This is a genomic window from Pseudoalteromonas sp. AS71 (assembly GCF_038900275.1).
GTDB lineage: Bacteria > Pseudomonadota > Gammaproteobacteria > Enterobacterales > Alteromonadaceae > Pseudoalteromonas.
On record NZ_JBBMQZ010000001.1, the window covers coordinates 281,919 to 306,484 of the forward strand.

At 38.2% G+C, this 24,566-nt stretch carries 24 protein-coding genes and 1 riboswitch; of the genes, 18 read left to right on the forward strand and 6 right to left on the reverse strand.

The window, feature by feature from the left end:
* The first annotated feature begins 5 nt into the window (after positions 1 to 5).
* From WNY98_RS01400 to WNY98_RS01435, 8 genes are all read left to right on the forward strand, one after another.
* On the forward strand, positions 6 to 938 hold the full coding sequence (locus WNY98_RS01400) for an ornithine carbamoyltransferase (RefSeq protein ID WP_024598615.1): 933 nt from the start codon (positions 6 to 8) through the stop codon (positions 936 to 938).
* Entirely contained in the window at positions 935 to 2,137 is a 1,203-nt protein-coding gene (locus tag WNY98_RS01405; RefSeq protein ID WP_007581653.1) for an argininosuccinate synthase, read from the forward strand. Before WNY98_RS01400 ends, WNY98_RS01405 begins: the two co-directional genes overlap by 4 nt.
* Before the next feature lie 51 nt (positions 2,138 to 2,188).
* Entirely contained in the window at positions 2,189 to 4,054 is a 1,866-nt protein-coding gene (gene argH, locus WNY98_RS01410; RefSeq protein WP_342876916.1) for an argininosuccinate lyase, read from the forward strand.
* Positions 4,055 to 4,319: 265 nt separating this feature from the next.
* Positions 4,320 to 4,529 carry a hypothetical protein gene (locus tag WNY98_RS01415; protein ID WP_342876917.1) on the forward strand — a complete coding sequence of 70 codons (210 nt, stop codon included), beginning with the start codon at positions 4,320 to 4,322 and terminating at the stop codon, positions 4,527 to 4,529.
* Between the two features lie 16 nt (positions 4,530 to 4,545).
* Entirely contained in the window at positions 4,546 to 5,079 is a 534-nt protein-coding gene (locus tag WNY98_RS01420) for a hypothetical protein (protein ID WP_342876918.1), read from the forward strand.
* A gap of 456 nt (positions 5,080 to 5,535) precedes the next feature.
* On the forward strand, positions 5,536 to 6,042 hold the full coding sequence (locus tag WNY98_RS01425; protein ID WP_342876919.1) for a hypothetical protein: 507 nt from the start codon (positions 5,536 to 5,538) through the stop codon (positions 6,040 to 6,042).
* Between the two features lie 2 nt (positions 6,043 to 6,044).
* The gene (locus WNY98_RS01430) at positions 6,045 to 6,557 is read left to right on the forward strand and encodes a hypothetical protein (RefSeq protein ID WP_342876920.1); all 513 of its coding nucleotides are present in this window, start codon (positions 6,045 to 6,047) and stop codon (positions 6,555 to 6,557) included.
* A 95-nt stretch (positions 6,558 to 6,652) separates the two neighbouring features.
* Positions 6,653 to 7,159, forward strand: coding sequence for a hypothetical protein (locus WNY98_RS01435; protein ID WP_342876921.1), 507 nt, complete (start codon positions 6,653 to 6,655; stop codon positions 7,157 to 7,159).
* A 35-nt stretch (positions 7,160 to 7,194) separates the two neighbouring features.
* Here WNY98_RS01435 and coaD read toward each other — a convergent pair whose 3' ends face one another.
* Positions 7,195 to 7,686 carry a pantetheine-phosphate adenylyltransferase gene (gene coaD, locus WNY98_RS01440; protein ID WP_170071792.1) on the reverse strand — a complete coding sequence of 164 codons (492 nt, stop codon included), beginning with the start codon at positions 7,684 to 7,686 and terminating at the stop codon, positions 7,195 to 7,197.
* A gap of 198 nt (positions 7,687 to 7,884) precedes the next feature.
* Between coaD and WNY98_RS01445 the strand changes: the two genes are divergently transcribed.
* Complete coding sequence (locus WNY98_RS01445; RefSeq protein ID WP_007581663.1) at positions 7,885 to 8,538, forward strand: TetR/AcrR family transcriptional regulator; 654 nt, start codon at positions 7,885 to 7,887, stop codon at positions 8,536 to 8,538.
* 96 nt (positions 8,539 to 8,634) lie between these two features.
* Entirely contained in the window at positions 8,635 to 10,092 is a 1,458-nt protein-coding gene (thiI, locus tag WNY98_RS01450; protein WP_024598607.1) for a tRNA uracil 4-sulfurtransferase ThiI, read from the forward strand.
* A 10-nt stretch (positions 10,093 to 10,102) separates the two neighbouring features.
* On the opposite strand, the gene WNY98_RS01455 is transcribed toward thiI, so the two are convergent.
* The gene (locus WNY98_RS01455; RefSeq protein ID WP_342876922.1) at positions 10,103 to 11,020 is read right to left on the reverse strand and encodes a 2-dehydropantoate 2-reductase; all 918 of its coding nucleotides are present in this window, start codon (positions 11,018 to 11,020) and stop codon (positions 10,103 to 10,105) included.
* Entirely contained in the window at positions 11,013 to 11,366 is a 354-nt protein-coding gene (locus tag WNY98_RS01460) for a VanZ family protein (protein ID WP_076923583.1), read from the reverse strand. Before WNY98_RS01460 ends, WNY98_RS01455 begins: the two co-directional genes overlap by 8 nt.
* Before the next feature lie 152 nt (positions 11,367 to 11,518).
* Here WNY98_RS01460 and WNY98_RS01465 point away from each other — a divergent pair, with 152 nt between their 5' ends.
* The 3 genes from WNY98_RS01465 to WNY98_RS01475 all read left to right on the forward strand — a co-directional run bounded on the left by WNY98_RS01465 (position 11,519) and on the right by WNY98_RS01475 (position 15,072).
* Positions 11,519 to 12,001 carry a YajQ family cyclic di-GMP-binding protein gene (locus WNY98_RS01465; protein WP_024598605.1) on the forward strand — a complete coding sequence of 161 codons (483 nt, stop codon included), beginning with the start codon at positions 11,519 to 11,521 and terminating at the stop codon, positions 11,999 to 12,001.
* A 159-nt stretch (positions 12,002 to 12,160) separates the two neighbouring features.
* A complete protein-coding gene (locus WNY98_RS01470) occupies positions 12,161 to 12,946 on the forward strand; it encodes an ABC transporter substrate-binding protein (RefSeq protein ID WP_076923582.1) in 786 nt (261 codons plus the stop codon).
* Positions 12,947 to 13,044: 98 nt separating this feature from the next.
* A riboswitch (cobalamin riboswitch) is annotated at positions 13,045 to 13,209 on the forward strand.
* A gap of 36 nt (positions 13,210 to 13,245) precedes the next feature.
* On the forward strand, positions 13,246 to 15,072 hold the full coding sequence (locus WNY98_RS01475) for a TonB-dependent receptor (protein ID WP_342876923.1): 1,827 nt from the start codon (positions 13,246 to 13,248) through the stop codon (positions 15,070 to 15,072).
* A gap of 77 nt (positions 15,073 to 15,149) precedes the next feature.
* Here WNY98_RS01475 and msrA read toward each other — a convergent pair whose 3' ends face one another.
* From msrA to WNY98_RS01490, 3 genes are all read right to left on the reverse strand, one after another.
* Positions 15,150 to 15,686, reverse strand: coding sequence for a peptide-methionine (S)-S-oxide reductase MsrA (gene msrA / locus WNY98_RS01480; RefSeq protein WP_342876924.1), 537 nt, complete (start codon positions 15,684 to 15,686; stop codon positions 15,150 to 15,152).
* Between the two features lie 85 nt (positions 15,687 to 15,771).
* Positions 15,772 to 18,870 (reverse strand): efflux RND transporter permease subunit, encoded by a 3,099-nt coding sequence (locus tag WNY98_RS01485; RefSeq protein WP_342876925.1) that lies wholly within the window; start codon positions 18,868 to 18,870, stop codon positions 15,772 to 15,774.
* 3 nt (positions 18,871 to 18,873) lie between these two features.
* On the reverse strand, positions 18,874 to 19,926 hold the full coding sequence (locus WNY98_RS01490) for an efflux RND transporter periplasmic adaptor subunit (RefSeq protein WP_024598600.1): 1,053 nt from the start codon (positions 19,924 to 19,926) through the stop codon (positions 18,874 to 18,876).
* 246 nt (positions 19,927 to 20,172) lie between these two features.
* Between WNY98_RS01490 and WNY98_RS01495 the strand changes: the two genes are divergently transcribed.
* The 5 genes from WNY98_RS01495 to WNY98_RS01515 all read left to right on the forward strand — a co-directional run bounded on the left by WNY98_RS01495 (position 20,173) and on the right by WNY98_RS01515 (position 24,562).
* On the forward strand, positions 20,173 to 20,877 hold the full coding sequence (locus tag WNY98_RS01495) for a DUF2982 domain-containing protein (RefSeq protein WP_024598599.1): 705 nt from the start codon (positions 20,173 to 20,175) through the stop codon (positions 20,875 to 20,877).
* 22 nt (positions 20,878 to 20,899) lie between these two features.
* On the forward strand, positions 20,900 to 21,232 hold the full coding sequence (locus tag WNY98_RS01500) for a hypothetical protein (RefSeq protein WP_342876926.1): 333 nt from the start codon (positions 20,900 to 20,902) through the stop codon (positions 21,230 to 21,232).
* Between the two features lie 69 nt (positions 21,233 to 21,301).
* Entirely contained in the window at positions 21,302 to 22,951 is a 1,650-nt protein-coding gene (locus tag WNY98_RS01505) for a DUF1566 domain-containing protein (protein WP_342876927.1), read from the forward strand.
* Positions 22,952 to 22,960: 9 nt separating this feature from the next.
* Complete coding sequence (locus WNY98_RS01510; RefSeq protein ID WP_076923575.1) at positions 22,961 to 23,479, forward strand: DUF1566 domain-containing protein; 519 nt, start codon at positions 22,961 to 22,963, stop codon at positions 23,477 to 23,479.
* Between the two features lie 165 nt (positions 23,480 to 23,644).
* Entirely contained in the window at positions 23,645 to 24,562 is a 918-nt protein-coding gene (locus WNY98_RS01515) for an AAA family ATPase (protein ID WP_024598595.1), read from the forward strand.
* The last annotated feature ends 4 nt before the right edge of the window (positions 24,563 to 24,566 follow it).

The window sequence follows — 24,566 nt, forward strand, 5'->3', positions numbered from 1 at the left end:
TTATTATGTTTGAGAATTTTTTAACGGGTTTAGAGTTAGACAAAGAAGGCGCACTTAATTTATTAAAGTTAGCGCGCGATATTAAAGCAAAACCAGAAAAATACAGCCAAGTATTATCAGGAAAATCAATCGTAACATTGTTTGAAAAGCAAAGTTTACGTACACGTTTATCATTTGATATAGGCATTAATCGCCTTGGCGGCCATGCTGTTTATTTAGATCAGCAAAATGGTGCTATGGGTGCACGCGAATCAATTAAAGATTTTGCACTTAATATTTCTACTTGGGCCGACGGTATTGTAGCGCGTGTTAATCAACACAGTACATTAACTACGTTAGGTGAATATGCATCAGTACCTGTAGTTAATAGCTTATGTGACTTGTACCACCCTTGCCAAGCTCTTGCTGATTTTTTAACACTTCAAGAAGTACATGGTGATGTAAGTGAGCTTAAAGTAGCTTACTTGGGAGAGGGCAATAACGTGACCCATTCATTGATGTTACTTGCTGCAACGCTAGGTACTGACTTTGTTGCTGTAACCCCAAAAGGATGTTCACCAGATTCGCAAATACTTAAGAAAGCTGAACAAATTGCAGCAATGAATGGCGCATCAGTTATGGTGAGCGATAGAGTTGAAGCTGCGGTTGGTGCAAATGTTGTATACGCAGATACATGGGTATCAATGGGTGATACAACGCCGCTTGAGCAAGTAAAAGAAAAATACATGCCTTATCAATTAAATCAGGCATTGCTAGATCAAACTGGTGCGACTACGGTATTACATTGCCAACCGGCACACCGTGAATTTGAAATTACCTCTGAGGTAATGGATGGTCCAGCATCTAAAATTATTCAACAAGCAGAGAATCGCATGCATGCGCAAAATGCTCTGCTAGTTACATTACTAAATCCAAATTTTGTTAAGGAACACCTATGAGTTCAATTAAAAAAGTCGTTTTAGCCTATTCTGGTGGTCTTGATACGTCGGCTATCGTTCCATGGTTAAAAGAAAACTATGGCTGTGAAGTAATCGCGTTTGTTGCTGATGTAGGTCAAGGCGCTGAAGAACTTGAAGGCGTAGAAGCTAAAGCAATTGCCTCTGGTGCATCTGAATGTTACGTAGTTGACTTAAAAGATGAAATGGTAAGTGATTACATTTACCCAACGCTTAAAACAGGCTCAATTTACGAAGGCACTTATTTATTAGGTACGTCTATGGCGCGCCCAATTATTGCTAAAGCACAAGTTGAAATTGCGCGTAAAGTAGGTGCTGATGCACTTTCTCATGGTTGTACTGGTAAAGGTAATGACCAAGTTCGTTTTGAATCATGTTTTGCGGCCCTTGCCCCTGATTTAAAAGTAATTGCGCCATGGCGTGAGTGGGACTTATCGAGCCGTGAATCATTACTTGATTACTTAGCAGAGCGTGACATTCCGTGTTCAGCATCTGCTACAAAAATTTATAGCCGTGATGCTAACGCATGGCATATTTCGCACGAAGGTGGTGAGCTTGAAGACCCATGGTGTCAACCAACTGAACAAGTATGGACTTGGACTAACTCTCCAGAGCAAGCACCAGATAAATCAGAACTAGTAACATTAAAAGTTGTTGAAGGCGAAGTGGTTGCTGTAAATGGCGTAGAACTTAAACCTTACGATTGTTTAGTTAAATTAAACGATATTGCATCGCCTCATGGTGTTGGACGTGTTGATATTGTAGAAAACCGTTTAGTTGGCATGAAGTCACGCGGTTGTTACGAAACCCCAGGCGGCACAGTCATTATGGCAGCGCTTCAAGCCATTGACGAGCTAGTGCTTGATAAAGCAAGCCGTAAGTGGAAAGAAGTACTCGGTGGTGAGTTTTCGCATTTAGTATACGACGGCCGTTGGTTTACACCTCTTAAAGATTCTATTTTAGCCGGTGCAGAAGCACTTTCTAAAGTGGCAACAGGTGAAGTGGTACTTAAGCTATACAAAGGCCAAGTAACTGCAGTTCAAAAGCAGTCACCAAATAGCTTATACAGCGAAGCATTTGCTACATTTGGCGAAGATGATGTGTACGACCAGTCACACGCTGAAGGCTTTATTCGTTTATTCTCGCTTTCAAGCAGAATTTCAGCATTGGCTAAAAAGTAAATTATTTATAGCCCCTTATAAAAGGGGCACTACAGGGTTTGGAGAGATTTCATGGCATTATGGGGCGGACGTTTTTCTACGGGTCCAGATGAGGCGTTTAAGCAATTTAACGACTCTCTTCCCTTTGACTACCAGTTAGCAGAGCAAGATATTATTGGCTCTGTCGCATGGGCTGGCGCACTTGAGCAGGTAAATGTACTTTCAAGTGATGAGCACACAAAATTAGTTGCTGCATTAAATGAGCTGCTTGAAGAAGTTAAAGCAGATCCACAAGCGGTAGCTACTTCAGGTGCAGAGGATATTCATTCACATGTTGAAGCAGCTCTAATTGAAAAAGTAGGTGATTTAGCTAAAAAATTACATACAGGCCGAAGCCGTAATGACCAAGTTGCCACCGACTTTAGATTGTGGTGCCGTGATACGGCTGACCATTTACTAGATGCTATTGCACAGCTTAAAGGCGAATTTGTAGCGCTTGCAGAGCGAGAACTTGGCACAATATTACCAGGTTACACGCACTTGCAACGCGCACAACCAGTACTATTTAGCCACTGGTGTATGGCGTATGTAGAAATGCTAGAGCGTGATGAAAGCCGCCTGCAAGATGCTAAAGCGCGCATGAATTTTTGCCCATTAGGCAGCGGTGCATTAGCCGGTACAGCTTATCCGATTGATCGCCAAGCATTAGCACACGGATTAGGTTTTACAGCGGCTACAAAAAACAGCCTTGATGGCGTATCTGATCGTGACTTTGTTTTAGATCTTTTAAGTTGTGCGTCTATTTCGATGATTCACTTATCTCGTATGTCAGAGGATCTGATTTTTTATAATTCGGGTGAAGCCGGATTTATAGAGCTTGCTGATAACGTAACATCAGGCTCATCGCTCATGCCTCAGAAAAAAAATCCTGATGCACTCGAGCTTATTCGCGGTAAAACCGGACGTGTATTTGGTGCATTTAGCGCTATGATGATGACGTTAAAAGCGCTGCCACTTGCATACAATAAAGATATGCAAGAAGACAAAGAAGGCCTATTCGACGCTATGCCAACATGGCTTGCATGTATTCATATGGCGCAAGCATGTATTAAAGGCGTTAAAGTAAACGGTGATAAGACACTTGCTGCAGCAAAAGGAGGGCATGCAAATGCCACCGAACTTGCTGATTACTTAGTTGCTAAAGGAGTGCCATTTAGAGAAGGGCATCACATTGTAGGTGTACTTGTACAGCTTGCGATTAGCGAAGGTAAAACGCTTGAAGAGCTATCACTTGAACAGTACAAGTCAGTAAACACTGTATTTGAAGACGATGTTTATCCAGTACTTGAAATTGATGCGTGTATAAAAGCACGTAAGGCCCTTGGTGGGACGTCTATTGAACAAGTAACTAATGCTGTTAAAGAAGCCAAAAAAAAACAGCAAATAACGGTACGTGATGCAAATTTAGATGATGTAGAAGCAATTGCCACACTTATACAGCATTGGGCAACGGTAGGTGAAAACCTGCCGCGTGCAAAAAGCGATATGGTGCACTCTATTAACGAGTTTGCAGTAACAGAAATAAATGGAAAAGTGTCGGGCTGTGCGTCGTTATACATTTACGATACCGGCCTTGCTGAAATACGCTCACTCGGCATAAACCCACAAAGTAAAGTGTCGGGACAGGGAAGACTACTTGTAGAGCACTTACTTGCTAAAGCCAAAAAATTGGCACTTAACCGCGTTATTGTATTAACGCGTGTACCAGACTTTTTTGAGCAGCAACGTTTTACTTTTTGTAGCAAAGACTCTTTGCCTGAAAAGGTAATGAAAGATTGTGAACTTTGCCTTCGTAAAGAAAATTGTGACGAAGTAGCAATGGAATATATTTTGAAGCTAAGTACACGTGCGGAGATCCCGTGTAAATACGTAGCTTAAACTCCCTGGATACAAAAAACGTACGGTTATCCCTGTGCGTTTTTTTATGTTTACAGTAAACTGGTCGGAGTTGTTTGGTTTGATTATATAAGTATGTTTTGAGTGAGTTTTAAGGTGTCAAAAAAAGTTGGCACATTGGTTGCTTTGTATAAGGTAGATAGCAAAATAGCTATCACTACTTTAAACAGGTGATGCATTTATCTACATAATAATGTGGTTAAAAGTTGCACCAAATATAATAAAAACTTTTACAAGGATCAATCACATGCAAGTTTCAGCTAATAGCCAAATACAAATGCAAGCATACAATAAAACACAACAATTAAAGCCTGCAATGGAACAAACTGCTAGCCCTAAAACCCTGCAATCTGATACAGTAAGCATCTCTCAAGAGGCGATGAGTGCTGCGAGTGCTGCGAGTGCTAATCTAGAGCGTGGTGGTGTAATACTTTATCCTCCAAATAAGCCAAAATAATTAATGAAGGTAATGAATGTTTTTAACTGAGTTTTTTGGTTTTTTTTCGCTATCAGCTTTTGCCTCGTGGGGCTTCTTGATGGCATTCTTTTTTAATGTTTTTGTTTTTTCATTAGGCATAAAAAGAAATACAACTTTATTGCTCAGTTCTTTAATTATGATGTTTTCTTATTCAGCATCAGACTATTTTTTTTCATGGTTATCAGTCGAAAGCTCACTTTATCTTGATTGGGCACTTTATGATTATGCTACTGTGAGTGCCTTATTATTAGTTTATTTACTATTAAAAAAAACAACTCCTTCATTTATGTATTTATTAATAGGTCTTATAGTTAATTCATTATTGAGTTTGTGTATGTACTTAGATATGTATGTTTACAATAACAGGGAACCTTGGTTTTTATGGGACTTGTATACATTTTCAGTCAATATAATCGACCTTATAATGATTGTTATTTTGATTGTAGATAGGGACTTACTTGGTCTTCATAAATTAAAAAACAAGCTCCTTAATTACTTCAAGCCAAACGATACCCACAAAGTCACTTAGCTTTAATGTACGTTACTGAACCCCTGATGATTTATGTAAAAGCCTTCACTCAGTGGGGCTTTTTAATGGCCTTCCTGTACTGTTTGGCCTCTACGATAAATAAAGAAAATAAGTCTCCTGTTTATTTATCTGCCCTTATGCTGTGCTCATATGTTTTTAGTGGTTATATAGACTTATTAGAAAGTCTATATTTAAACTCGATGCTCTACGATTTTATTACAATTTTAGCTTTATTAATTTTAGATCATTTAAAAGTACTTCACCGTTCTATAGCCTTTCAGTTCATCATCTTTGCGTTAACAATAAATGCTGTACTCACCTTAATATTACATTACGATCTATACGTTTTATATAACTATGAGCCTTGGTGGTATTGGAGTGTTTATTCTGTTGGCGTTAATATGTTCGATGTTTTAATGATTCTGTCACTAGTATTCAATAAAAATCTCAAAAATAATGGATAATATTCTAGTTAATCCAGCAATTTCTTTTTACATAGGTGCATTTGTACAGTGGGGCCTTTTAATGGCCTTTTTGTACTCATTAGTTGTAAGTATTAACACACCTAAAAAAGAAGCTGTATGGTTATCATTTGTTATGTCAATTTCTTACTCCTCAAGTCTGTTTATCGATATACAACACATATCGTACCTTCAGCTCTTTTTGTTTGATATAGCAACTATTTTAGCCATCTTTATTTTAAGGTTTTTCATTATTGAAAATCTTATATCGATCTACTTGTTGTTAGGGTTGACTATAAACTCATCATTATTTCTTGGTATGTATATAGATGTGTCAGTTTTTAATAATTACGAACCTTGGTGGTTTTGGTTTTTTTATTCAATTGTTGTTAATTTAGCCGACTTCATGATGGTAGCTATATTTTTTATAAACAAAGATTTTTTAGCTTTAGCTGCAATTAAAACATGGTTCCACAATAGTATTATGAAAAGGAATAAATAGTAGTGGCTGACATACTATGGGCTCTGGTAGATTTAGGGTATAACGTAGCAATACTATTTACATGGTTCTTCCTAATCGCATTTTTATATAACCTATCAGCGAGTATTAATAAAAATGATAAAAGTAGAACGCATCTTTCATTTATAATGATGGTCTCATATATATCTAGTCTTTTTATGGATCCACTTATTGAAAATCCTCATCTAAATTACTTCTATTATGATCTTGCTACTATTAGCGTCCTGATACTTTGGCGGTTTATATATAAAAAATTAGTACCAATTACTTTTTACTATTTAATTGTTGGGCTTTTTATTAATGCATGTTTATTTTTAGGCATGCATTACGATATTGAAATTGCAGGTACTCTTTACTATTGGTGGTTTTGGACTGTTTATATTTTTGGAATGTACTTTGTCGATTTTACAATGGCATTGGTATTAATCATCAATAAGGATGTTTTAGGCTTAAACAAGCTCTTAAAGAGTTTTAAAAAGTTATATTTAAATGGGTGAGGCGGTAAAGTTCAACTGAATACAACAGTGGTTTTATGCCTTTTTGATGTTGCCGTAAAGCGGCATAATTTTTATTTATCTAGTGTTGGAGTAAGATGGTTGAGCTACTTTTAAATACAAATATCTCTTTTTATATAGGTGCTTTTGTACAGTGGGGCTTTTTGATGGCTTTTTTATATTCTTTAGTAAGCTCTATAAATAGCGCAGATAAAAGCATTGTTTGGCTATCTTTCATCATGGCACTTTCTTACTCTTCTAGTATTTTTATTGATATGGATGCGATAACTTACTTCGATTTTTTCTTATTCGATATTATTACTCTATTTGTTATTATTTTATCTGGCTTTTATATAAAGGTTAGCGGTGTATACATTTATTTATTATTTGGTTTAGGTATAAACACCTTACTATTTTTTGCAATGTATATAGATAATGATGTTATGCACCATTATGAATTTTGGTGGTTCTGGTGGGTGTACATAGTAGGTATGAATTTTACAGATTTGACCATGGTTTTGGTTTTCTTTATAGGTAAAGATGTTTTAAAACTTGCTTGGTTAGAAGGAAAGCTAAATAAAGTGTTTAATAAAAGGACCTATTAGTAATGGTTTTCAGTGCTAACAGGCCTTATTTATTATTAACTGGCACCACAGCCCAGTTTAGTTTTTAGAGCTTTAACAATTACAGGGTTTACAAATTCGCTTACGTCACCATTATGGCGAGCGACTTCTTTAACTAGTGTTGATGAAATAAATGAATTTTGCTCTGCGGGTGTTAAAAATACGCTTTCTAAATCAGGGTTTAGGCGGCGGTTCATATTCGCTAATTGAAATTCATAGTCAAAATCAGATACAGCTCTAATACCGCGAATAAGCACATTAGCATTGTGATCGCGGGCAAGGTCAGCCAATAAACCAGAAAAACCAATTACCTTAACATTGTCTAAGTGGTTTAAAATAGTGTTTGCAAGTTCAACACGTTCTTCAAGGCTAAAGCAGGGTTTTTTACTTGGATTATTAGCAACAGCAACTAATACGGTATCAAACATTTTAGCCGCACGTTGAATAAGGTCTGTGTGCCCGTTAGTTAATGGATCAAAGGTGCCTGGGTAAATTGCAATAACTTTCATAATATTCACTGTTTATTATTTTAGCGCTAGTTTAACAGTGTTTTTGCCACAAAGCAGCCTAGCTAAAAAACCATATAAACACTTACTTTCTTTATACAGGTCAGTCCATGGTGGGAGTGTTTTAATGATTCATATTTGTTTATACTGTTTACCTCTTTTGAGTGTAATGTAGCCTATAGATAATTTGAGTATTAGCATATGAATACCAAGGATAAAATAATACACACCAGTATTTTGTTGTTTAACGAAAATGGTGAGCGTGCAATAACGACAAATCATATTGCATCAAACTTAGGGATGAGCCCGGGTAATCTTTATTATCATTTTAAAAATAAAGAAGACATTATCCGTCATATTTTTGCGTTGTATCGCGATCATTTAAATACTCACTTTAAACCAATAAATAAAGATGATGATGCATTTAATCATTTAACGGCTTACCTAGATTCGTTATTTGAGCTGATGTGGCGCTATCATTTTTTTTACGACAATCTCGGTGATATTCTCTCTAGAGATGCTGATTTAAAACAAGCTTATATTGATTTTCAACTCGAATTACTAGAGCAAGTTCGTAAAATTATTTTAGGACTTCGCGACAGTGAAATGATTGCTATTGATGAGCAGGATGTCATTGATTTAGCACATACACTAAAGTTAACGGTTAGTTTTTGGACACCTTATATTAAAGCCCGTAGGCCAAGTGGTACGCTTGCTGAGCAAGATATATATCATGGTATTTTAAAAGTACTTACATTATTTAGAGCGTACAGTACCGATAAAAGCATTGATAAAATGAACCTGCTACGTGAAAAATATACTGAATTAGCACAACAAGCCCCAACTGTTGTTTAGCCTTTGCTCTTGGTTGTTTCCTAGGCGCTGAATTTTTTGCTATAATCCCGCGCCAAATGCCTGGGAGCGCGAATTCCCGCAGTCTAAGAGTGAACTATGCTTAAATTTATCGTCAAACTACATCCTGAAATAGCCATTAAAAGCCGTTCGGTCCGTAAACGCTTTACTAAAGTGTTAGAAAATAACATTAAAATTGTATTGCGACGTGTTGACGAAAAAGTACAAGTAAGAAATAACTGGGATAACATTTCAGTTGTTACGAAACTTGAAGACGCACAAGTTCGTCTTGATTTTATCGATAGCCTTAAACGCATCCCTGGCATTGTTCAATTTATTGAAGTAACCGAAACACAATTCGAAACTCTTGATGATATCTACCAAAAAACAATAGCGTTAGTTGGTCATACAATTGTAGGTAAAACCTTTTGTGTTCGTGCAAAGCGTATAGGTCAACACGACTTTACCTCAACTGATTTAGAGCGTTATGTTGGTGGTGGATTAAATCAACATATCGAAGGTGCAAGCGTAAAGCTTAGCCGCCCAGAAGTAACAATACGCTTAGAAGTAAAAGATGATAAAGCTTACATTGTTTCGCAAACACATTTTGGTATGGCTGGTTTTCCGCTGCCAACGCAAGAAGATGTGCTTTCGCTTATGTCGGGTGGTTTTGACTCTGGCGTAGCAAGTTACCAAATGATTCGTAAAGGCGCGCGCACACACTTCTTATTCTTTAACCTTGGTGGCGCAGCCCACGAAATTGGCGTTAAGCAAGCAAGTTACTACTTATGGAAAAAATACAGCTCTACGCATAAAGTTAAATTTGTAACGGTTGATTTTGAACCTGTTGTTGCTGAAATATTAGAAAACGTTGAAAACAGCCAAATGGGTGTTGTACTTAAACGTATGATGATGCGCGCGGGAAGTGTAGTTGCCGAAAAGTTAAACATTCAGGCACTTGTCACTGGTGAAAGTATTGGCCAAGTATCTAGTCAGACATTAGCGAATTTAAGCGTGATTGACCGTGTTACTGAAACGCTTATCTTACGTCCGCTTATTCAACACGATAAGCAAGAAATTATTAATATTGCTCGCCAAATAGGTACCGCCGAAATGGCAGAAACAATGCCTGAATACTGTGGTGTTATTTCTAAAAAGCCAACGGTTAAAGCCAAAATAGACGTTATTCTTGGTGAGGAAGAGAAATTCGACTTTGATGTGCTTGATACTGTTGTAAATAATGCACGTATAATGGATGTGCGTGATATTGATGTAGAAGCCAAGCAAGAACTTAAAGAAGCTGAGTCGGTTGCTGATTTACCTATAGGCTCTGTAGTAGTTGATATTCGCTCTCCTGAGGAAGAAGAAGCTGCACCCTTAGAAATTGATGGTATTGAAGTGGTGCATTTACCGTTCTTTCGTCTGGCGACTAAGTTTGGTGATTTACCAAAAGACACTGACTATTATTTATATTGTGATAGAGGTGTAATGAGCCAACTACAGGCACTTATGCTGCACGAACAAGGCTTTGAAACTGTAAAAGTTTATCGTCCGTAAAGTAAAAAACTTATATAAGCGTGGTTAATACCACGCTTTTTTTTGCCTGAATTTTAGCAAATAACTCATCGTTGTAAGGTGTAGGAATACTGTGAAGTTTACCTTGTTGGCTAATATAGCCACATATAGCTGATATTTCAGTTTCTCTGCTATGCGCTACGTCTTGCTGCATTGAAGAGTAATTGTCAGACGTTAATTCCATTATTTTATAAGCGGTATTAAGTGCTTTAATCAATGGGATATTAAGCCCTTGTACCTTTGCTATATTGCATGCTTCAGTGAGTGCATTAAAAATTATAGCGTTGTACTTAGGCGCGCGTAATTCACCATTTTTTACATTATTTAAAGCGCTTAATGGGTTAATGGCAATATTTACGAGTAGTTTTTCAAAGCGAAGCTGCTGAATGTTATTAGTAAACTTTAGGTTGGGTATTACTTTAAAAATATCAGCTATTGGCGCACTATTTTGAAAAGCTAATTCATTACAAGCACCAATCACGCTTTGCCCTTCACCAGTGTGCTGCACAATGTATTGGTTTGATTTAAAGCCCGCTATGCTTGTAGTTAAAAAGTAGAGCGCTTGGTGAGTGCTTAGTTGGCTATTTACCTCATCAACATTACCCATTCCATTATGCGAAAGTACAACAGAGCAATGATTTGGTAAAAGCGGCTTTATTTGTGAAAATGCATCAAGTACTTGAAAGGCTTTAACGGTAAATAAAACAACATCAAATTCAGCTGCTTTATTTAGCTGATTTAATGAAATAAATTGTGCGTCAATTTTTTTAGATGCGCTTTTACCTCGACTATAAAAGCGGGTATTTGTTGGGCTCTTGCGAGTTAAAACACTGACATTATGCGACGCGCTTAGAAAATGGCTAAGTAACAAGCCAATAGCACCATCGCCAACAATTAAAATATTAGCCATATGGGTTCTTTTTTCGAGGTGTAAAAATTACTCTAAGTAAAAAGTAGCTTGCAGCACCTGCAAAATCAGCAAAAAAATCACCGAGTGATGCTTGCCTATATGGAAGTGCATCTTGCATTATTTCTATAGAAGCGCCATAACCAGCCAATAAAAGTATTTGCGCATATAAAGGAAGCTTAAACGCTTTATCCATTATTATGGCTAGTATAAAAAAAATCCCAAAATGGGCGACTTTATCAACATGAGGAAATAAATTTACAACGCCACCTTTTACTTCTTTGGCAAATAAAAAGGTAAAAGCTACTATGCTGATTAAAAAAATTGCTTGATAAACACGCCTTGTCACGACAAATCCTAAAATCGCTTAAAAAAGAAACTGGATTATATCAAACTAAATTAGTATCGCACCTGAACAAGATGCAGAAAAATGTAAATATTTATAATTTTAGCGTTATAATTGCGACATAAAATTAAGATTAAATAGTTAGGAGCAAACCAATGCCTTCATTTGATATTGTATCTGAAGTAGAAATGAACGAAGCTAAAAACGCAGTTGATAATGCAAATCGTGAGCTAGAGACCCGCTTTGACTTTAGAGGGGTTGATGCATCTATTGAGCTAAATGATAAAACAATTAAGCTTAAAGCTGAAGCAGACTCTCAGGTTATGCAATTATTTGATATTTTAGCAAGCAAGATATCTAAGCGTGGTATGGATGTATCAAGCTTGGAGCTTCAAGATATTAGCCGTGCAGGTAAAAATGTTTTTCGTAATGTGGGCTTAAAACAGGGCATCGAAAAAGATATGGCTAAAAAAGTAGTTAAAGCCATTAAAGACTCTAAAGTTAAAGTTCAAGCTGCTATTCAAGGTGAAGAAGTACGTGTAACGGGTAAAAAACGTGACGATCTTCAAGAGGCTATGCAAGTAGTACGCAGCGCTGAGCTAGGTCAGCCTTTTCAGTTTAAAAATTTCCGCGATTAATAAAGCTTTATAAGCTTTGTAATAAAGCGCGCTTTGATTTTTTACTTTTGATTAAAGCCGCTTTATATATTCCCTTCTAAAGACCTTTCTTCGATTGATCCGCTTTTTAGTATTTAAGCTACTATATTTATTACATGTGATTTTTATACAAGGTATTAAATGAAAGCCTATCAATTATTTTTGCTATTTCTGTTAGCTCTATTTACGCAGCCTAGTTTATCAAAAGCAATTGATATTAATATATTGGTTGAAGATGGCTATTTCCCGATTGTTATTGATGCACAAACACAACGGGGGCTTGCACCTGAGTTTATAAAAATATTGAATGACTCACAGAGCGAATTTAACTTTATACTCAATTCCTTACCTGTTAAAAGGCTATCAAAGTCTGTTGAACAGGGGCATTTTGATGTTCTATTCTTAATGGCATTGCAATGGATCCCGCAATCTATGCGCTCGAATGTGATGCAAAGTAGTTTTTATATGATTACAAAAAATGAGTTATATGCGCTTAAAGAAAATGCAATAAATCAAGCTTATTTTAATGATTTACGAGCACTAACAAAAGTAGGGGTTTTAGGCTATTCGTATCACTTTGCTGGCTACAATACTGATGCATATTACTTAAGTGAGGAGCACAGTGTTAGCCTTACTATAGACGAATACAACGTGGTAAAAATGTTGTTACTAAAGCGTGCCAACATTGGCGTACTAAATAGCATTGCGTACCAGTATTTTAAAGACCAAAAAGCTTTCGATATGAGTTTGCTATACAAAAGTGAAATCCCCGATGCCGTTTTCGATACTCACTTTTTAGTTAATACTCAGCAAAGCAAAATATCAGCGTCTAAAATTGATGCTATTCTTAATTCTTCAGCTATTAAGTTCCAGATCAAAAGCCTGCTAAATAAATACGGTGTTTCTTCAAGTTTTAATATTGAGTAATACTTATAGTTAAATTGTTTTAGCTGTATAGACGTCCGTTGACATTTGTAAACAAAATGCTCACAATAGCCGCATATTTTTGAGGTGCTTGCTTAATGCTTATGCATTGGTTTTAAGGTATTGAAACTAACAGCAAGATAATCGGGAAGTTGGTGAGTTTTCATGATGACTACAAGCCCAACACTGCCCCCGCAACGGTAAAGTATTGCATATTTTTATGTGCTTACTGAGTCCGGAGACCGGCCTTGATGCAATCTTACTTACTTAAATCTTTGCGGTGGGCAAAGGTAGGGGACATCATGTTAAACAAAACAACTCTAGGCGTTGCTATTTCTGCTGCGCTTTCATTTTCTGTGTCTGCTGCAGATAATTCAATTGAAAAAATAACCGTTACTGCTAATAAATTTGAGCAATCAATCAATGACGTTTTAGCGAGTGTAAGTGTTATTGAACGCGCTGAAATAGAAGCAAGCAACGTACGCGATTTACCAACCTTATTAAGCACGCGAGTTGGTTTTCAGGTTAATCCAAACGGTGGTTTTGGCCAAAATACAGGTGTGTCACTTCGTGGTACTGGCTCTGGCGATACGCTAATTTTGATTGACGGTGTACGTACGGGGTCTGCAACACTTGGTCAAAAAGCATTAAATAATGTTCCTCTAAATAGTATCGAACGCATCGAAATTATTAAGGGCTCTCGCGCGGCTGTTTACGGCTCTGATGCACTTGCTGGCGTAATCAACATTATAACGCGTGAATCAGATAACTTATCTTTGAGTGCTACGTTTGGTTCTGATTCTTATCAAAATTATCAAGTGGCAGGCTCTGTAAAATCAGGCGATATAACAACAGCATTTAATGCAGGATTTGAAAAAACAGATAACTTTGATGTACTGCAAGGCGTAGCACCCGATGAAGATGGCTATGAAAATAAAAATCTTGGTTTTAAAGTAAATTATTCTGATGCACACTACGGCGACTTTAAGTTATTAGGTCAATACAGTGAAGGTTTCGCAGATTACGACAGTCGCTTTAGTCCAGCCGACAGTACGATTGAACGAGATGATTTTAAAAACTACCAGCTTTCTGCAGGTTGGAGTAAAAACTACACTAATCAAACGCACAGTATTGATTTAGCGCTAGCAACGGATGATTCAGACAATACATATGTCGATTTTTCAGTTGGACCAACAACAAGTACTTTTATAACTAAACGCACACAGGTTGATTATAACGGCCAATACCTACTATCTGATGAGCTTAACATTAGTGGTGGTGTTAACTGGTACAACGATGATGTATCTCATAGTTCGCAACTATTTGTTGAAGACAGCCGAGATGTACTTGCTGTGTTTGTAGGTGCTTACTACGATGCAGATAAAGTATTGGCTAATTTAACTGTTCGCCAAGATGATGACGAGCAATTTGGCGACGAAACAACGTATACAGCTGCTGCAGGTTACCATTTATATGAAGATGCAACATTTCGTATAAGCCAAAGTACTGGCTTTAAAGCCCCTACATTTAACGATTTATATTTCCCACTTTATGGTAACCCTGATTTACAGCCTGAAAAATCAGTAAACCGTGAGTTAGGTTTGAGTGTGGACTTTGATATTGCGCAAGTTGATATTGCAATATTTAGAAACGATATTGAAGATAAAATTGATTACGATGCAAACTTTGCATTAGCTAATATCGATGAAGCACGTTATGAAGGGGTTGAATTTAGCTTATCTCAGCAGTTTTTTGGTTTTGATAGCAACCTTAACTTTGCTTATTTAAGTGCAGAAGACGAAGAAACGGGCGCAGAGTTACGTAATGTTGCTAAACGCACATTTAACTGGGAACTTGCAAAACAGTTTGGTGCTTTTGATGCAAGGTTAGACATGCAATACCGTAGCGACCGAGAAGGTGCAGTAACGCGTTTAGGCTCTTACACGCTGTGGAATTTAGCGGGTAATTACCAAGTAAATGAACACATTGAGGTTTCGCTTCGTGTAGAAAACTTATTTGATAAAGAGTATAACGCGGTTGACTCAAACGCTGATTTTACAACGGGTCAAGTGTATTACTACAACACACCAGAGCGCCGCTTTTTTGCAGGCGCAAGTTACCAGTTTTAATCGCTTTCAATAGTTAAAGAGTAAAAAAGACAAAAGCCCGATTTAAATCGGGCTTTTTACTATGCGACTAAACTTAGTTACTCAGTTAAAAACTCTTTAAATACGGTTTCAAACTTATGTAATTTAGGTGCGATTAAAATACTGCAGTAACCCTGCTGTGGGTTTTCGTTATAGTAATCTTGATGGTAATGCTCTGCTGGATAGTATGTAGTAGCAGGGCTGACTTCTGTCACAATTGGCTCACTCACATGGCTTTGCAGTTGAGCTATCATTTCATTGGTTTGCTTTAGCTGAGCTTCATCGTGATAGTAAACAACGCTTCTATATTGTGTGCCTATGTCGTTACCTTGTCGATTCAGCTGTGTTGCATCATGCAAAGTGAAAAACATTGCCAGGAGTGTTTCAAAGCTAACGACAGTTGTGTCAAATTCAACCTTAACAACCTCAGCGTGCCCTGTTGTGCCAGAGCATACAGAGTTATAGGTTGGGGCATCGGTTTCGCCGCCTGTATAGCCAGAACTCACATCTAATACGCCATTTACACGTCTAAATGCAGCATCTATACACCAAAAACAGCCGCCACCAAATGTTGCTACTTGCGTTGTTGAGCTCATAAGTATTCCTAAAATGTATATGGAGTTTAAAGGCGAGCATAAATTGTATGCGCCGCAACAACAAGGTTACGGCGCAATAAAGAGATTAGATCTCTTCGAAAGGTTTTTCAGCAGCTTGTTTATTCAGCTTTTGTTGTAAAAACTCAGGTGACTGAGTATTTCTCGACAGAGCATAATACGCAGCAGGTACAACAAAAAGAGTCAGCAGGGTAGATACAATAACCCCTGTAAACACAACTACACCAATTACCATACGGCTTTCGGCGCCGGGGCCTGAGGCAAAAACCAAAGGAACAGAGCTCATAACGGTTGTTAGTGAGGTCATTATTATTGGGCGAAGGCGCTGGGTAGCTGCTTGTAGTATTGCTTCACTAAACTCAACGCCTTTATCGCGTAATTGGTTAGTAAATTCTACAATCAAAATACCATTTTTAGCACTTAAGCCTATGAGCATGACAATACCTATTTGGCTGTAAATATTTAAGGTAAGTCCTGTAGCCCAAAGCCCAAACATAGCGCCCATTAAACCAAGCGGTACGGTAAGCATAATTACAAACGGGTGCATAAAGCTTTCAAACTGCGCAGCAAGTACTAAAAAGGTAACGGTGAGTGCAAGTATAAATACGTAGGTCATCGCTGATGCGCCTTCGTAATAAAGCTGCGATTCACCTTTGTAATCTACTGCGCCATCTATATCGTTTTCCTCAGCGGCTACCTCGTTTAAAAAGTTAAGCGCTTGCTCAAGTGTATAACCATCGGCTAAGTTGGCGCTTAATGTAATTGCGCGCATACGGTTGTAACGGTTTAAGCGTGAGGCTGTTGCTTCTTCTTTTAAGCTGATAAGGCTATCAAGTGGTACTAGTTCACCGCTTCGTGATTTAAGGTATATATTTGAAATATCAGTAGGGTTGGTGAAATCTTCTTTAGTCCCTTTTAAAATCACATCGTATTCTTCACCGCGGTCAATAAAGGTTGTAACACGGCGCTGGCCAAGCATTGTTTCTAGTGTACGGCCTACATCAGATACCGACACGCCTAAATCGGCGGCTTTGTTTTTATCTATGCTGACTAAAAACTGTGGGAAGGTTTCTTTATAATCATGATCGATTCTTACTAAACCAGGGTTTTGCTCAGCACGCTTTATTATACGGTCACGCCAATCGGCAAGTTGTGCATAGTCATTACCCTGCAGCACAAACTCAATTGGGCGAGATGAACCACCACCACCAATGCCACGGCGCATAATGGCAAATGCACGAACATCGGTAACTTCTTGCATTTTACCGCTTATTTCATCCATTACTTCCCACGTTGAGCGTTTGCGTTTATCCCAATCGGCCATACCCACAATCGCAACACCGCCGCTGCCACCCCAACCAGGTACCCGAACAAGTACGCGACTTAGCTCACCTGCTTGCGAATAAGGCATTAGGCGTTCTTCAATTTTAGCCATATTAGCGGCGTTATTTTCGTAACTTGCGCCTTCAGGGCCGCTCATCATAATAAAGAACGTGCCACGGTCTTCTTTTGGTGTTAGCTCAGAAGGAACTTGTAAAAACAACGAGTAACTAACAAAGCCAGCTAATAACAAGCTCACCATTAAGCCCCATTTTCGGGTTATGTTAGTGGAGAGTGAATTACGGTAACTTACTTCAATTTTAGTAAATTGACGGTCCATCCATTGGCTAAATTTATTTGGTTTGTCTGATACTTTAAGTACTTTAGAGCACAAAGCTGGTGCGAGAGTAAGTGCTGTAACACTTGAGAAAAATACGGCAGCACTTACCGCCATAGCAAACTCAGTAAATAATGCACCTATACGGCCATCCATAAATACTAATGGCACAAACACAGATATAAGTACAAGAGTGGTTGCTATTATGGCAAAACCTACTTCACGCGCGCCTCTAAATGCAGCTAGTAACGGCGGCTCACCCAATTCAATACGACGGTGGATATTTTCAAGCATTACAATGGCATCATCTACTACTAAACCAATGGCCAGTACTAAGGCAAGTAAAGTGAGTAAGTTAATTGAGTAGCCCATTGCTAATAAAAACATAAAGCTACCAACAAGTGCAACGGGTACGGTGACCGCTGGAATAAGCGTTGCTCGTATATTGCCTAAAAACAAAAATATAACGAGTACTACTAAACCCATAGAGATTGCTAGTGTGCTGTAAACCTCATTAATAGACTCTTTAATAAATACAGATGAATCGTAGCTGTCTTGGATTGTGGTGCCTTCAGGTAGATTTCGTTTGATTTTTTCAAGCTCGCTACGTGCGTTATCTACTACGGTAAGTGTGTTTGCTTTAGCTTGTTTTACAATACCTAAGCCAATCATATTACGCCCGTTACCACGGAATAAGCTTTCGTCATCGGCAGCTTCTAAGTGTACATCGGCAACTTCACCTAAACGTACTAAATAGCCTTCATCGCCACGTTTAATTACCAGGTTTTTAAAATCGCGTTGATCTTTATAGCTACGTGCAGTACGTACTGTAAAGTCACGATCTATTGATTCTATTTCACCGGCAGGTAGTTCAACGTTTTCTGTACGAAGTGTATTTTCAATATCGCTTGAAGTAATACCACGAGCAGCCATTGCTTGGCGGTTTAGCCAAATTTTCATTGCGTATTGACGCTCACCACCAATACGTACGTTAGATACGCCGTCTACCACGGCTAAACGGTCAACAATAAAACGCTGCGCGTAATCAGATAACTGTAACGAGTCCATTGTTTCGCTGTTTAATACAAACCATGCGATTGGGCTTTCATCACTATTTGATTTAGACACTTCTGGCGGGCGTACCTGATCAGGCAAACTATCAAGTGCACGTGCTACCCGTTCGCGTACATCGTTAGATGCAGCGTCTATGTCGCGGTTAATATCAAACTCAATAGTAATGTTTGAGCGCCCATTACGGCTCGAAGAGTTAATACTTTTGATGCCTTCAATACCTGAAATTCGATTTTCTATTATTTGCGTTATTTTGGTTTCTATAATTTCGGCAGAAGCACCTGTGTATTCAGTGCTGATATTTACAATGGGTGTTTCAATATCTGGATATTCACGAAGTGGCAGCATAGTAAACGCAACCAGTCCAAAAGTAAGCAGCAGTAAATTAATTACAATGGCAAAAACGGGGCGTTTAACACTAGTATCTGTAATTTTCACGTATTACCCCTTTACGCTTACTTTACTTCCAGAGCGAATTTTTATTAGCCCCTCAGTAACAATTTGCTCGCCATCGGTTAAGCCTTCGTCTATAGCAACCCAGCCATTATTTCTGCCGGCTACATGTACTTCAACTCGATTAGCTATTCCGTCTTGAATTTGAAAAACAAAGTGTTTGTCTTGCAAAGGGATTACGGCTTTTTCTGGCACCATTAATGCCTGGTTGCTGCTTAGCTCAAGTGCTGTATTTAATAACATACCAGGGCGAAGTAATCCTGATTTATTAGCAAAACTTGCTGTTACTTCAACACTGCGTGTAACCGAATCAATACGCGAGCTAATATGCGTTACCTTGCCGTTAAATGTTTGTCCTGGGTAGGCATCGTTTTGGGTAAGTACTTTCATGCCCATGTTTAATTGTGCTAAATATTTTTCAGGTACTTTAAAGTCAACTTTAATAATACTAATATCATCAAGTGTTGTGATTATTGTTGTATTACTTACGTAGGCACCTATTGATATTTCACGCTTACCTAACAAACCTGAAAACGGAGCACTAATAGTCATCTCGTTTAATTTAGTTTTAGCGCTTTCTAGTTGGGCCTCTGTTGCATCAACCCGCGATAACTGCTCTTCAAGTAACGATTTTGCGGTTGATTGTGAGCGAGAAAGTTCGGTTAGGCGATCTAACTGGCGCTTTTCTTCACGTAAGTTAATGCCAAGCTCTTTAACTGCAATTTGTTCTTGTTGGCTTTGTAGCTGTACTAGTTTTTGTCCTTTACTGACTAAGTCGCCGTCTTTAAAATATATATCTGTGACATAATCGTTTTGCGCGCTTTTTATATAAATAGCTTGGTTTGCACGCGCGCTACCGATAGCTTCTATCATCACAGCATTTTCCTGTGAAGTAACAGTATGAGCTGTTACCTGAGTAGACATTTGTGATGAATCGGCTTGTTCGCCGTGGCTAGCGGGTAGATATAAATAAACGCTAAATATTAGAAGTAACGTAATAATAAATGGAAAAAGTGCTTTACCTGATTGTCTTGAGTACATTGATTTCATACCTGAAAATGAATTGTAAGTATTGTACGAAATAAGACCGGGAAAAGACGGTTATGTGTCTCATAAATTTGTGCGTTAAGCGTAAAAGTAAATAAGATTTATTCATTGTTCCTATTTTGTTGAGGTAAAAGCGGTAATGTATGAAATTTAAAACTACCTGTAACTTATGTATAACAACAAGAAAGGTCATAATCTGGGCCATTATTATGTTTGTTTTTTATATGGTGTTTTACCAATATGGATAAATCTAACAATGTCATTAAGTTTCGAGCACAAGGTGCGCGAAACGCAATTGAGGTGCTCGCTGTAGGTGCTATAGGCTTAGCTTTTATTATGTTATTCAATATACTAAGGCCAGGTGAAATTAGCATCCTTGAAGTGTTTTTAGTTAGTTTGTGCCTTGCTGCTATTTTTATTGGCTTTTTGAAAACCCAAGAGCCATATCATAGTCTTATTTTAAGTGAGTCGGAGCTTGTTTATTGCCATAAGTACGGGGCTTGGTGTATGCCCCATAGTAACTTTCATCACAGTGGTATACCCAAAGTAGAAGATGGCTTTGATTATTTAGAATTAAATGCAGTGGGTGTTAAGGTAAACGACATAGACGAGTTTTTAACAAGCATAGCGCCTAGAATTGCAGGGAAATTATTAATAGAGCAGCGCAACTTATTCATGCAAGTTGTTCAAAAACATTGCAAAAATGGCAATTGCCCATCAGAATGGCTAATAGAAGATACACATTACACATCCCATAAAGGGATAAGCTATACTGGTCTTATAGCCATGTTTGCCAACAGAACTAAGCACCTTCGACTGTTAACCGGTTACGATTTATTATTGCCAGCCAGTGTGTTGGATAGAGATATCTGGACATTTAGTGCTAACTTAAATAAATGGAAGCGCGAGCCTAGTCAGTTTATAGCGTCGCAAATTAATAATTAAGCTGCGACTGTAGGAAAGAAAAATGAGCCAAGACAGAGCCTTTTTAAAAAGTGGTCGAAACACCATAATACATAAAGATAAAAAGCACGATTTAGTGATTGTAAACTCTGAAATCCATCCCAAAATTAAAGTAACGCAACATGGTTTGGAGCCATTTAAAGAAGAGTTACCCAAAAACCGTCGCGACGCAAAAGAGCGTTATTTAGAGATGGTTTATGTAAGTAGCGCTGATATATTTGGCGAAGAAAAACAGTTATTGTTTATTCAAGCGTTAGATGGTCGAGAGTATAAAATTGATTACAGCAAAATAGGCACAAAGCTATTTGTACGCATTCATCAAGACACATATATGTAGCACTTTAATGGCATCTTTATTGCTTATGATTACACTATAGTAATTATTTGACATAATAAGGAGCTGCGTATGAAAGCGTTTGCTTTAATCCCCCTCATTTCTTGTGGTTTGCTGAGTGCGTGTGGAGGCGGTGGCGGTGACAGCGATAATACAGTTGTAGAAACGTCTGTTAATGCTGGAGCCGATTTACAAATTATCGAAAAAACTGAATTTACCATCACAGCACAAGGTTCCCCTGCGGATGGTACGTTTTCATGGCAACAGGTTAGCGGCCCAAGCTTAGAAGGTTTTCCGCTTGATGGCGCAGAGCAAACACTTACAGCCCCTGACGTAAAAACTGATAGTGAAATAATCTTAAGAGTGAGCTATCAAAGTACGGGTAGTAGCGCTGTTAGTGACGATATTTCTATTTCAGTGAGCTCTAATAATCAACTTCCTCTTGCCGTTGTTACCCAAACCTTACCAGAAACACTCCCTTCTGTTTACAATGATACAGTGACTTTGAGCGCCCTTGAGTCGAGCGATCCTGATGATAATGGCCAAATTGATAGTTACTTGTGGCAATTACTATCAGGTCCTGACTTAGATATTGCGAGCTTTAATGAGTCAACGCTAAGTTTTTCTCATCCATTACTTGAAAGTAACGTAAATTTATCTTGGCAGCTAACAGTCACTGATGATGAAGGCGGTGAGGCGAGTACTCAATATTCAATGACACTTAATAAAACAAATGAACTAGTGGATGCAAATGCAGGCGCTGATCAAAATGTCGAAGAGTTTGAAGAAGTAACGCTTGATGCAACGAATAGCGAAACTGTCACCGATACGTATCAGTGTAAATGGCAACAACTTACCGGTAATAGCGAAACATTAAGTAATAGCGACCAATGTACAACGACATTTTTTGCCTCTGATGTAGATACTGAATCCACGTTGAGCTTTGAAGTAACGGTAACCGACTCAAAAGGACGCACCGATATAGATTCTTTATTTGTTGATGTATCACCAAAAGCGCTTGGGCTTATAAATGATAGTGGTGTTGGTGAGTGCTATAACAACACCCAACGAATTAACTGTGAAAGCGATGACTTTCCAGCGCAAGATGCTGAGCTTGGACGCGATAGCTATGCAAACCGCTTAGATAAGGTTGGCAAAGGCAATTTAGCGTTTGACTACACTAAACTTAATCAGTTTGCTGATGAAGTTGGTGATGATAGTAGTGACTTTACCTGTATACGCGATAATGTTACTGGACTTGTATGGGAAGTAAAAAGTGAATCCTCAGGAGTATTACCAAATACAAGTTTGCGTGAGGGGCAAAATCATTACTTTTGGGATGTAGGGAATACTACTTTTACCGATACCAGTACAGCCAATTCAACTTGTCCGGATGATACGAGTTGTGGAGTACAAAGTTATATAAACGAAGTAAATAACTTAGATTTTTGTGGTGGTACAAACTGGCGGTTACCTACTTATACAGAGCTTTTAGGTTTAATTGATTACGGTAAACAAGGGCAAAGCATATTAATTGATGAGGCATTTTTTCCTAATATGCCCAGTGAAAGTGCATTAAGCCATTTACGTTACTGGACCTCACAAACCGCAGCCGATGGTACAAGTTTATCGCAAGCGTACATTATTGATATGAGTGATGGTAACGATCTTGCTTATCCAAAAGAAAATACCGCGTATGTTCGTTTAGTTAGAAGCCGTTAGGAGAAAATAATGAGATTAAAATTACTCTATGCACTAGCAACTATAAGCTTGAGCTTTAATATTGCAGCGGCGCAAACGTGCTACGACGGTGCAGATACCACAACACCGACGGATAGATTTACTATAAATACAGATGGCACAGTGTCTGATACTGAAACAGGCCTTATGTGGCAACGCTGTAGTTATGGGCAAACTTATAATACAGAGACCCAGCTTTGTGAAGGCTCTACACCTTCTCTTACTTGGCAAGAAGCACTACGCGGTGCTAATAATGATACAACCGCAGATTACGATGATTGGCAAATGCCTAACATTAAAGAGCTTGCGAGTATTTTAGAGCACAGTTGTACCGAGCCGAGCATTAATGAAGAGGTGTTTTTTGGTACTAAGCTTCAAAACTATTGGTCAAATACATCGGGTGTGAGCACGATGAGCTCTGCATGGGTTTATCAATTTGATAGTGGGCTTAATAGCTTACACGCCAAAACCAGTAATGTGTATTTGCGGTTAGTTCGTTACGAAGAATAAAGTACATAGTAAGATTAGACAGATGAAAGTGCAGCCTTAAAACCGCTGCATTTTTTTGTTTTACATAAATTTACGTTATTTCAATAATAAAGCGCTTACAACGTTGTCACTTAGCGCGTTTTTTTGCCATTATAGGCCGTGATTTAATTACGAAGGAACATCACGGTGTATTTAAGCTATTTTGGCCTGAATGAAAAACCTTTTTCAATTTCGCCCAACCCTCATTACTTATTTTTAAGTGAACGACATAAAGAAGCCTTAGCACACCTTACCTACGGATTAGGTGAAGACGGTGGTTTTGTATTATTAACAGGCGAAGTGGGTACAGGTAAAACAACAATTACCCGCAGCATGTTAGAGCAGTTACCTGAAAATACTCAAGTAGCGATGATACATAACCCAGCACTTTCAGAGCTAGAGTTATTAGCCAGTATTTGTGATGAGCTCAACATTAGTTACGATGCTAATAATGCAACGCTTAAAAGTCTTACCGATATTATAAAAAAGCATTTAGAGACCAATAATAAATCGGGTGGGCATACCATACTTATAATTGATGAAGCGCAGTTACTTGCGCCTAATGTGCTTGAGCAATTACGCTTGCTGACAAATATAGAAACCGATCATAAAAAATTATTACAAATAGTATTGGTTGGTCAACCTGAGCTACAAGAGCTTTTAAAGCGCAATGAATTAAGGCAACTCGCCCAGAGAATAACAGCTCGTTACCATTTATTACCACTTACGCAAGGCCAAACAGTAGCTTACATAAAGCACCGTTTACATGTTGCAGGATGTGATAAAGGAATTTTTTCGATGGATGCTATGCAAGCTGTTCATCAATTAACCGGTGGTGTGCCACGATTAATGAACTTGGTCTGTGAGCGAGCTTTGGTAGGCACTTTTGCAAAGCAGCAGTTGATAGTTGATAGCGATATAATAAAAAAATCAGCACATGAGTCATTACCCATGGATTTTGTAGCGCCCGTTAATGAGGCTAACAAAGCAACGTCACTAGTACCATATAGCCTTGCATTCGCTGCTTTATTTGCCGTAGGCATTGGGCTTTCATTTATTTTATAGTTAG

Bases quoted from the DNA above. Each gene is read 5' to 3' on its own strand.
- WNY98_RS01400 (WP_024598615.1), top strand. From the start codon at position 6: ATGTTTGAGAATTTTTTAACGGGTTTAGAGTTAGACAAAGAAGGCGCA.
- WNY98_RS01405 (WP_007581653.1), top strand. From the start codon at position 935: ATGAGTTCAATTAAAAAAGTCGTTTTAGCCTATTCTGGTGGTCTTGAT.
- argH (WP_342876916.1), top strand. From the start codon at position 2,189: ATGGCATTATGGGGCGGACGTTTTTCTACGGGTCCAGATGAGGCGTTT.
- WNY98_RS01415 (WP_342876917.1), top strand. From the start codon at position 4,320: ATGCAAGTTTCAGCTAATAGCCAAATACAAATGCAAGCATACAATAAA.
- WNY98_RS01420 (WP_342876918.1), top strand. From the start codon at position 4,546: ATGTTTTTAACTGAGTTTTTTGGTTTTTTTTCGCTATCAGCTTTTGCC.
- WNY98_RS01425 (WP_342876919.1), top strand. From the start codon at position 5,536: ATGGATAATATTCTAGTTAATCCAGCAATTTCTTTTTACATAGGTGCA.
- WNY98_RS01435 (WP_342876921.1), top strand. From the start codon at position 6,653: ATGGTTGAGCTACTTTTAAATACAAATATCTCTTTTTATATAGGTGCT.
- coaD (WP_170071792.1), bottom strand. From the start codon at position 7,686: ATGAAAGTTATTGCAATTTACCCAGGCACCTTTGATCCATTAACTAAC.
- WNY98_RS01445 (WP_007581663.1), top strand. From the start codon at position 7,885: ATGAATACCAAGGATAAAATAATACACACCAGTATTTTGTTGTTTAAC.
- thiI (WP_024598607.1), top strand. From the start codon at position 8,635: ATGCTTAAATTTATCGTCAAACTACATCCTGAAATAGCCATTAAAAGC.
- WNY98_RS01455 (WP_342876922.1), bottom strand. From the start codon at position 11,020: ATGGCTAATATTTTAATTGTTGGCGATGGTGCTATTGGCTTGTTACTT.
- WNY98_RS01465 (WP_024598605.1), top strand. From the start codon at position 11,519: ATGCCTTCATTTGATATTGTATCTGAAGTAGAAATGAACGAAGCTAAA.
- WNY98_RS01470 (WP_076923582.1), top strand. From the start codon at position 12,161: ATGAAAGCCTATCAATTATTTTTGCTATTTCTGTTAGCTCTATTTACG.
- WNY98_RS01475 (WP_342876923.1), top strand. From the start codon at position 13,246: ATGTTAAACAAAACAACTCTAGGCGTTGCTATTTCTGCTGCGCTTTCA.
- msrA (WP_342876924.1), bottom strand. From the start codon at position 15,686: ATGAGCTCAACAACGCAAGTAGCAACATTTGGTGGCGGCTGTTTTTGG.
- WNY98_RS01490 (WP_024598600.1), bottom strand. From the start codon at position 19,926: ATGTACTCAAGACAATCAGGTAAAGCACTTTTTCCATTTATTATTACG.
- WNY98_RS01495 (WP_024598599.1), top strand. From the start codon at position 20,173: ATGGATAAATCTAACAATGTCATTAAGTTTCGAGCACAAGGTGCGCGA.
- WNY98_RS01500 (WP_342876926.1), top strand. From the start codon at position 20,900: ATGAGCCAAGACAGAGCCTTTTTAAAAAGTGGTCGAAACACCATAATA.
- WNY98_RS01505 (WP_342876927.1), top strand. From the start codon at position 21,302: ATGAAAGCGTTTGCTTTAATCCCCCTCATTTCTTGTGGTTTGCTGAGT.
- WNY98_RS01510 (WP_076923575.1), top strand. From the start codon at position 22,961: ATGAGATTAAAATTACTCTATGCACTAGCAACTATAAGCTTGAGCTTT.